The 9,300-nt window shown below is 36.8% G+C and carries 10 protein-coding genes and 1 tRNA gene; 6 read left to right on the top strand and 5 right to left on the bottom strand.

The features are described 5' to 3' along the window. From GXZ93_01050 to nifU, 5 genes are all read right to left on the bottom strand, one after another. On the bottom strand, nucleotides 1-1,613 hold a 1,613-nt coding region (locus GXZ93_01050), incomplete at its 3' end, for a hypothetical protein (protein HHT78379.1). Nucleotides 1,614-1,696: 83 nt separating this feature from the next. After that, a complete protein-coding gene (locus GXZ93_01045; protein HHT78378.1) occupies nucleotides 1,697-1,897 on the bottom strand; it encodes a hypothetical protein in 201 nt (66 codons plus the stop codon). Between the two features lie 19 nt (nucleotides 1,898-1,916). Continuing rightward, a tRNA-Gln gene (locus GXZ93_01040) sits at nucleotides 1,917-1,990 on the bottom strand. 258 nt (nucleotides 1,991-2,248) lie between these two features. Then, nucleotides 2,249-2,569, bottom strand: coding sequence for a sulfurtransferase TusA family protein (locus tag GXZ93_01035; GenBank protein ID HHT78377.1), 321 nt, complete (start codon nucleotides 2,567-2,569; stop codon nucleotides 2,249-2,251). Next, complete coding sequence (gene nifU / locus GXZ93_01030; GenBank protein HHT78376.1) at nucleotides 2,569-2,940, bottom strand: Fe-S cluster assembly scaffold protein NifU; 372 nt, start codon at nucleotides 2,938-2,940, stop codon at nucleotides 2,569-2,571. Before nifU ends, GXZ93_01035 begins: the two co-directional genes overlap by 1 nt. A 225-nt stretch (nucleotides 2,941-3,165) precedes the next feature. Between nifU and GXZ93_01025 the strand changes: the two genes are divergently transcribed. From GXZ93_01025 to guaA, 6 genes are all read left to right on the top strand, one after another. Continuing rightward, complete coding sequence (locus tag GXZ93_01025) at nucleotides 3,166-3,813, top strand: hypothetical protein (protein ID HHT78375.1); 648 nt, start codon at nucleotides 3,166-3,168, stop codon at nucleotides 3,811-3,813. A 29-nt stretch (nucleotides 3,814-3,842) separates the two neighbouring features. Further along, entirely contained in the window at nucleotides 3,843-4,775 is a 933-nt protein-coding gene (locus GXZ93_01020) for a hypothetical protein (GenBank protein ID HHT78374.1), read from the top strand. Between the two features lie 27 nt (nucleotides 4,776-4,802). Continuing rightward, the gene (locus GXZ93_01015) at nucleotides 4,803-5,588 is read left to right on the top strand and encodes an HAD family phosphatase (protein HHT78373.1); all 786 of its coding nucleotides are present in this window, start codon (nucleotides 4,803-4,805) and stop codon (nucleotides 5,586-5,588) included. Between the two features lie 123 nt (nucleotides 5,589-5,711). Continuing rightward, nucleotides 5,712-6,365: a glycerol-3-phosphate 1-O-acyltransferase PlsY gene (gene plsY / locus GXZ93_01010; GenBank protein ID HHT78372.1), complete on the top strand. Its 654-nt coding sequence runs from the start codon at nucleotides 5,712-5,714 to the stop codon at nucleotides 6,363-6,365. Next, the gene (locus GXZ93_01005) at nucleotides 6,366-7,526 is read left to right on the top strand and encodes a GuaB3 family IMP dehydrogenase-related protein (protein HHT78371.1); all 1,161 of its coding nucleotides are present in this window, start codon (nucleotides 6,366-6,368) and stop codon (nucleotides 7,524-7,526) included. A 45-nt stretch (nucleotides 7,527-7,571) separates the two neighbouring features. Continuing rightward, on the top strand, nucleotides 7,572-9,122 hold the full coding sequence (gene guaA, locus GXZ93_01000; GenBank protein HHT78370.1) for a glutamine-hydrolyzing GMP synthase: 1,551 nt from the start codon (nucleotides 7,572-7,574) through the stop codon (nucleotides 9,120-9,122). Nucleotides 9,123-9,300: the final 178 nt, after the last annotated feature.

Genomic DNA, 9,300 nt, shown 5'->3' with positions numbered 1-9,300 from the left:
GACGCAAAGAAATTTCTTTCCTCTTCACCTTCTATGCTTGCGATATCCAGGTATCCTACGGGCTGTTTTTGTGTAATAAGAGTCTTAGCCATGGGTAAAGCTGCTGTCTTAAATTTCGTTCCCGGGTGAAAAGGAAGTGAGTCAATAGCTTCATTTATTATATGCGCACTAATAATCATCGCATTTTCGTAATCTGCACTTAAATCAACCAAATATGCCTGATCAAAATCAAGTATCTTGGCAGATAATTTAAGCATTTTATCGATTTCCCCTTTGACATTTTCGGTATTGACCGAAATAAAGGTGGTTGAAAATTTTTCAAGCATTTCCTGTTCTTTTGTAAATCTTTTATATCCCCGCAGCTTTGAGCTATATTCACTTGTCAGATATCGCACAGTGAAATAGGAAAGTATAATAATGAAAATTCTTCCCAAATACTGAGCACTATTGATAACGACAAAAACCCTCGGGTGAGTTATCCAAATAACAGCTTGAGTTATCAGGGTTGCAGCCAAAAAGAGAAATGTATGAATATTGCTATTTAGAATGACGGTACAGAGAAGAAATATTATATATATTGCCCATACTGCTACTGCCCCCTTATTAGTTTTTATGATTGTGAAAAGAACCATGCACACTGTACTTGCTATCAGGAAAAGGGTATTCTGAATGGCGTGTTTTTTTGATATGTTCGGGATAAACCTTAAAAATATACCAAGGATCAACACAACTGAAGAGAGCAAAAGCTCATTTGCTAAATTATCTCCTGCAATAAAGTATCCTGCAAAAAAGGATCCCACGGCACCAATTGTAAATATGGATGCTACCGTTTCAAACAAACGCAATCGGCTTTCTTCTGACAAAATGTCGGAATCCAAAGGTAAGAATTCTGTCCTGGTTCTTTCAAGAAGTATGCCGAACTTTCTCAATGTTATAAGCAAAACTATTGCAGGAGGAATCAAAAACAGGAGTGTAAGCCTGGGAATTTGCGTTAATCCCAAAATACCGGGCAAAATGTCCGTTATCGATCCTGCAATAAAGGGAGCTATCATGGATGCTATGAAATATGTTACCTGCCGCTTCAGGGCGGTATGGGGTTCAAGTTTTTTCCACCAGCGAATAATTAATACAATAGCAATCACTGTATATGTAATGTAGTATATGTTAATCCAAGCCTGGCCAATATTTGCAGGAAGCGTATTTCTCCATCCGAAGTCGCTCTTCACCATTTCATATTGTTTCTCTGCAAGAAGCCCAAAGGGCGCAAACAGAACTACATTTATAAAAGTGGGCAAATAAAGTATAATAAGCGTAATTCGCTTATTTAATCGACTTTTAGTTTTTGTCAGAATCAGTGCAAAGTGGAGGAAAAGGCTGTGAAAAAATCCCCAGCCAAAAACAGACATACAGTTCCAAAATGCACTTGCTTCCGCCGTAGGCGCTGAGCTTGAAATAGAATATGAAAATGACCAAATTGCCAGTGAGCTTGTTGTTAATAAAAACAGCCTGTTGTTTCTGCTTTTTGCATTAGAAGCTACTGCATATGCACCAAAAATCATGTAAAAACAACCGCATATATAGTACAAAGTTGATACAAGTAAGCTATACTTCATAACCTGATCTCCCAAAGGCAAGATTTTTAAATCCCTGCTTTTATAAGTATCTTTTTAGCAAGTATATCATTTTTCCCATGTTTTTATAAAGATTTGAGATCCCACATACATTTTAATACCATCATGATTTTAATACCGCCATGTACTGATATCAATGTCTTTTCCTGGTCTGTATTATTGTGCATCATTGTATGATGCAGGCGTACTGAAATTTGAATATTGAATATTTTTATAATATAGTCTTTAAAGGATTTCCTGATAGCATGGCTGGCTTTATTTGCCAAGTATCTTGATTATTTTTAGTGGCTGGGGTGGGAGGACTCGAACCCCCGCGCCATGATCCAGAGTCATGTGTCCTACCACTAGACTACACCCCAGCGGAAGCAGATTTGTCCTAAAACAAATTGCAAACTAACATTATAAAAGATGACAGAAAAAATACAAATGTTTTGTGACAAATAAAAGAACTACCTCCATAAAAATAAAGGATATTATAAATAATATCTTATTCGGGAGATAGTTCTGGCTTTTTGGTTTAAAAACCAATGCCCTTATTAATTAGATTTTAATATATTTTTCTAAAACAATCAATCTGACACTTTCTTCTGCGTTAATTTAAAGATATTTTTCTTTTTTTATGATTTTTTTATCAGAAAGCTGAATATATCTTTGTCTTTATTGACAGACAAAAGCTTATTTCCGGTTCTTTCAGCCCATGCTTTTATATCTTCTTCTGATGCAGGATCATCAGCCATCATTAAAAGAACTTCGCCCGCTTTCATTTCATCGATTTTTTTTCTTATCTCAAAAACAGGGGCAGGGCAGCAAAGACCTGTACAGTCCAGAACCTTATCATATTTAGCCACAAGCTCATTTGAACACGGATTGCAGATGCCTGACAGATTTTCTTTGGTCTCATCGTCGCAGAAAGGACAGTTACATTTTTTTTCATCCATTATTTCTCTCCTTTTTTACGATAGTTTTCAATTGCGGCATGAAGTGCTTCAGCTCCGAGATTTGAGCAGTGCATTTTATTATCAGGAAGTCCTCCCAGTTTTGCGGCAACATCTTCATTTGATATCTTCATTGCTTCATCCAGAGTTTTTCCTTTTGCCATCTCGCTTACCATACTTGATACCGCTATGGCAGCACCGCATCCGAATGTCTTGAATTTTACGTCATCTATTTTATTGTCTTTAACTTTTATGTAAAAAGTCATCATATCACCGCATACAGGACTGCCGACTTCACCCACACCATCAGCGTTTTCTATTGAACCGACATTTCGGGGATTAGTGAAGTGGTCCAGAACTTTTTCATTATACACATATACTCCTCATGTAAATTTTCTTTAAACTCTTGTTTACTAAAGATTATTAAATCATATAAGTCAAATTAAAAAAATTACCTATATAAATCAGTATTGTTTCTTCCCTGATCGTTTTTTTATTTCAATCAGGTTCTGTATTGTTAAAAATAGTTTTACTATATTTTTACATCGATTATAATGCTAAATATAGATTTTTTAGAATTATATTTATTGGAAAATATTATGACTCTTGAGATTTGTGAAAATTTAGATTTAAAAAAAGTAATAATAAAAGAATCCAGGTTTTTCAGGGAAAGATTTGCAATGATTGTAAGCGAGGAACAGAGCCTTGTTTATGAAATGATCGGCTATGATCTGTATTATGGCAAGAGAGCTTTTTATTTTCCTGTTTTTGAGAATTATATTTTTTTTCCTGGTTCAAGAAACATTGACTCCAAAAACAGAACACTTAAATTCATAGGCACGACCATAGAAGAAGACGAAACACAGATGATAAAATCTTTAATTAAAAATTATAAATTAAAAGAAAAGGATTCGTATAAAAATTACAAGAAAGATCTGGACAAAACAATGTCAGGACTTATCAAAAGCCTTAATGATGAAATCGAGAATCAGAGAGGTTTTTTAAAACAGTCGCTTCTGACGGAAAACCAGCTTAAAGAAAATGTCGATTTTCTCATTAAAAATTATGCAGAGATAATTTCAATAAAGCTTGCAGGAGAACTTGCTCTTGACAATGAAGACAAGGATAAGATAAGTGCTTTTTATGGAAACATGATTGAAGGTATCAAGAAAAATACTTTTTTGAAGGAAACGGAAAATAAAGATACAGACAATTCCGGCGAGCAGCAGGTAGTGCTGGAACAGTAAAACATCAAAATCATTACAGGTGCAAAACTATGAATTTAAAGGAACAGGTTAAAAAAGAAGTTGAAGATTTTATTTTCAACCTTAAGCTTAAGAATTCAAATTCGATTACAAAGATTTCCATGTATGAAAATATGGTTAAATCATTTAACGATGTAATGAGTGATGACCAGAAAAGCTCAAATGAAAATTTCCAGAACCTTGCCAGGGAACTGGAATCTCTCAGGAACACTAATGAAGGAAATTTTAAAATCATAGATGATTTGAATAACAGATTAAAAGATTTTAACGGGCTGTATGCATTAAAGGAAAATGAGGTACAACTGAAAATTGTTGAGAAAAAAGCTCTTCTGCGGTTTAAAAAATCAAAACTTCTGGAGAGTCAGAACGAATTTGATGAAACAAGCAGACGCATTGAGGAATTTACGGAAAAGAAAACGGTTCTTGTTGCAGAAGAAGACCGCCTGAAAAAAGAGATAGCCGAACACTTTGATTCTTACCGTAAAAAAATAGTTGACAGCAATATTGATGATCTTAAGAAAGCAATTAATGAATATGCTTTTAAGTCTGAATTAAGCCAGGATATAAATATTTATGAAAACAGGGAATATATCGAATCTGAAGAATACAGCCAGGCTTCCCCGGATATGAGAAATTATCTGAACAGGATATTTAATTATAAAGTATTTTTAAGCGAAAAATTAAAAGCATTTAATCTGAATATTGATTTTAATGAATTTAAAGACAAACTGTACAGAATTGATGCGGCACTGGTGGACTTGAACAAGCGTATTGCCGAAACAGATCTGAAAATTGAGACAGCAGGGAAAAATATAAGTAAAAGAGCGGAACTTGAAAAAGAGATTTCTGAAATAGAAAAAGAAATTGAATCTTTTCCCGAGGTGCTAAACAATGACAGGGAACTCCTTGATAAAGCAGACAGCATAAGACAACATATTAGATAAACAGGAAAATAAACACAGGTATTTTAATTGATAAAACTGATAGCCGTTGATCTTGACGGAACTCTTTTTAATTCTGAATCAAAAATCAGCCATAAAAACAAGGCAGCTCTTAAGAAATGCCAGGATAATGGCATAAAGGTAGTGATTGCAAGCGCAAAACCATCGTTCAGTGTATCAAAAATAATTTCGGAACTTGGTCTAAGCGCTCTCCAGATCTCTTATTCAGGCGCTCTCATAATTGACAAAGATCTCAAGCCTGTTTTTGAACTGAGAATTGAACCGAAGGTGTGCAGAGAGATAATACTTGCCGGCAGAATCTGGAAGAAGGGAGTAACTCTGGGTCTTGATGACGGAATACTTTATTATGAAAAAGAACACCCTTACAATAAGATAGTTGTTGAAACAGGGGATGTAATAAAAAAAGTAAAAGACCTTACAGCGGAAAATATATGCAGCAGAGGGCTTATGTTTTCGATATCGGCATATGAAAATGATTCTTTTGAAGATTTTTTAAAAGACAAGTTAAAAGGTGCCAGGATAAAAATAATGATGGGCAGTCCCTTTTCTCTGATTATAAACCACTCGGATACCGGCAAAAGATTTGCCCTTAAAAAAATTCTTGAAATTTATGATATTTCTCCTGATGAGACTATGGCAATAGGAGACAGCTATACGGATATATCAATGATTTCGGAGGTCGGTATCGGAGTGGCTATGGGTAATGCAGTTCCGGAACTTAAAGAAGTAGCAGATTTTGTTGTTCCCGACAATGACAGCGACGGTGTCGCAACGGCTATTGAGCAATTTGTTTAAATGAAATGCCGCTGACAAAAATATTGCCAATTTACACTGAATCAATTGAACTAAATCGATTAATGCTATAAAATTTAAATTTTATAGAATAGTAAAATTATAAATCCTTTTCAAAGTTAGAAAATGACAATAACGGTTTTCTATAAAATTTTATTTGTTGTTTTTTCCTACCTGCTGGGATCAGTTCCAACTGCATATATAATATACAAATTTAGAAAAGGAGACGATATCAGAAATTATGGGAGCGGAAATGTCGGAGGCACAAATGTTCTTAGAATTGCCGGTCCGATACTTGGTACTGTCACAATCATAGTCGATATCATAAAAGGCTTTATTCCTGTGATGTTAATATATTTTGTGTTTCCGGCAAGCTATATTTTATATGTGGTAGCAACTGTTGCCGTTCTTATAGGGCATGTTTTTCCGGTCTTTCTCAGGTTTAAGGGGGGGAAAGGTGTCTCCGCTACAGGCGGGCTCATTATTGCCACATGCGTTATGCCGTTTTCAGGCGCAAGTTTGTGGCTGAGGATTTTACCAGCAATAGTAATCGTTATGACAGTATTGCTGGTTTTTTTTATTACAAGGATAATGTCGCTTGGTTCACTGTCAGCGGCATTTATTCTTCCGATAATGTTTTATGCCTGCAGATATGATTTATATATAATAATCGCAACTATTTTTTGGGCGCTGATAACAATAATCGCTCACAAGGATAATATTAAAAGACTTATAAAAGGCGAAGAAAAGAAAATTTTAAGAAAGAGAAAAGAGGTTTAAATGGAAATTGAGATTGGAAAAGGCAAAGCCGGAAGAAGAGCATACGGTTTTGACGAAATAACGATTGTTCCCAGCAGGAGAACAAGAGATCCTGAAGATGTAGACATATCAGTTCAGATAGATAAATTTAAAATGGAAATACCATGCCTTGCTTCAGCAATGGACGGAGTAGTGGATGTCAGGCTGGCAATAGAAATGGGAAAACTTGGCGGAATGGCTGTATTAAATCTTGAAGGCATACAGACAAGATATGAAAATCCCGGTGAATTGCTTGAAAGGATTGCAGGTTTTCCAAAGGAAGAAGCAACAAGAAACATGCAGAAAATATATCAGGAGCCTATAAAAGAGGAACTGATTGCAAAAAGGATAAAACAGATAAAAGAGGGTGGTGTTACAGCAATTGCATCGATTACTCCTCAGAAAGTTGAAAAATACTATAAGATAGCTATTGACGCAGGTCTTGACATACTTGTAATACAGGGAACAGTTGTAAGCGCTGAACATGTGAGCAGGCAGGTTGTTCCTCTGGATTTAAAGCAATTCATTCCCAACTGTCCGGTACCTGTAATAGTTGGCGGGGTTGCTTCCTACTCCACATCTCTTCACCTGATGAGAACAGGAGCAGTGGGCGTGCTGGTAGGAGTGGGTCCTGGCGCCGCCTGCACGACAAGGCAGGTTCTGGGAGTTGGCGTCCCGATGGCAACAGCTATTGCAGATGCTTCTGCAGCAAGGACAAGGCATCTTGAAGAAACAGGAAAATACTGCCATGTAATAGCAGACGGTGGTATGCGCACGGGCGGAGATATAGCAAAAGCAATTGCATGCGGAGCAGATCTTGTTATGATAGGAGGCCCCATATCCAGGGCGAAGGAATCACCGGGCAAAGGATATCACTGGGGGATGGCTACTTTCCATCCTGAACTTCCAAGAGGCACAAGGATAAAAACGGATATAGCCGGTACTCTTGCAGAGATTCTTATCGGGCCTGCACATGAAAATGACGGAACATTAAATCTTTTTGGCGCTCTCAGAACGTCAATGGCTACCTGCGGTTATGAGAATATCAAGGATTTCCAGAAAGCGGAGGTAATGATAGCTCCCACCATAAAGACGGAAGGCAAAGTTGAGCAGAGAGCACAAAAGGTAGGAATGGGAGTTTAGGAAAACCAAGATAATTTTATAAATGTTCTTAAAACAGGTTAATAAATGAAAAACAATGATACGTATTTTGAAAATATCATAGTTCTTGATTTTGGCGGACAGTACAGCCAGCTTATCGCAAGAAGAGTAAGGGAACTGAGAGTGTATTCCGAACTCCTGCCTTTTGATGTCAAAATCGAACAGATAAAAGCAAAAAAACCTAAAGGGATAATTCTTTCAGGTTCACCGTTCAGCATGCTGTCAGGTGAAAGAAAATTCAATGTTGATCCCCGAATTTTTAGCCTGGGTGTGCCTGTGCTTGGCATATGCTACGGAATGCAGCTTATGGCAGGCATTCTTGGCGGCAGAATAGCTGCAGGCGGAACAAACGAGTCCGGAAAAACAAAAATAAGGATGGATAACAGTTCTCAGCTGTTTGAAAATCTTCAGCCGGTAGAAACCTGTTGGATGAGCCACAGGGATAGCGTTTCCACTCTTCCGCCTTCTTTTAAAGTGATTGCATCTACAGATAATATACCAATAGCAGGAATTGAGGAAACATCAAAAAAGATGTTTGGCATCCAGTTTCATCCTGAAGTCAGACATACGCCTTCAGGGATGAATATATTAAAGAATTTTCTTTTTAAGATATGCAGATGTTCCCCGACATGGACAATGGTATCAATTATTGAAAAGGAAATTAAAGAGATAAGAGAGAAAACGAAAGACGGCAGGATAATATGTGCCTTAAGCGGCGGGGTGGATTCTTCGGTGGCTGCAATACTTGTAAGCAAAGCAGTAGGAGACAGGCTGACATGTATTTTTGTAGATCACGGTCTTTTAAGAATGGGTGAAGCAGAACAGGTTGAAAAGACATTTAAAGAGAATTTCAAGATAAATCTTGTACATGTAAAAGCAAAAGACAGGTTTCTTTCAAAGCTTAAAAATGTTACAAATCCTGAAAGAAAAAGAAAGATAATAGGGACTGAGTTTATTAGAATATTTGAAGAAGAAGCCAAAAAGATCAAAGATGCCGATTATCTTGTTCAGGGAACGCTTTATTCTGATGTGATAGAAAGCGGAACCGAAAATGCGGCAAAAATAAAATCCCATCATAATGTCGGGGGTCTGCCTGATGATATGAAGATAAAGCTGATTGAACCTTTGAGAATGCTTTTTAAAGATGAAGTAAGAGTGCTCGGCATAGAGCTGGGACTTCCGGAGGAAATAGTATGGAGGCAGCCTTTCCCGGGCCCTGGCCTTGCTATAAGGATTATTGGTGAAGTCAATACAAGGAGACTTGAGATTCTTCAGAAAGCAGATTATATTTTGATTGAGGAAATCAAAAGAGCAGGGCTGTATAACAAAATATGGCAGTCATTTGCTGTTCTGCCCGCAATAAAAAGCGTAGGGGTAATGAGCGATAAAAGAACCTATGATTATCCTATTGTCATAAGAGCCGTTAACAGCGAAGACGCAATGACTGCAGACTGGGTCAGATTGCCATACAAAGTGCTTGAAAAGATTTCAGGAAGAATAATAAATGAAGTTAAAGGTGTGAACAGAGTCGTTTACGATATCAGTTCCAAACCACCAAGCACTATTGAGTGGGAGTAAGCCCGAAAATTTACAAATGACTCAACCATGCAGTTTTTAAGCGTCGATTTTCAAAATTGAGACAAAAGTCGGAAAAGAATAATTGAAAAAATAGCGTCAGCAGGCTTTCAAATGCTGATTTAATGCGGGAAAAAACCTCAAGGAATTTTCAAGCTTGAGGTTTTTTGATACTGTTTTT

It is taken from the genome of Actinomycetota bacterium (genome assembly GCA_012837825.1).
In the GTDB taxonomy this organism is placed as follows: domain Bacteria; phylum Actinomycetota; class Humimicrobiia; order Humimicrobiales; family Humimicrobiaceae; genus Humimicrobium.
Note: the sequence above shows the minus strand (reverse complement) of the source record. Positions and strands in the feature narration are given on the sequence as shown.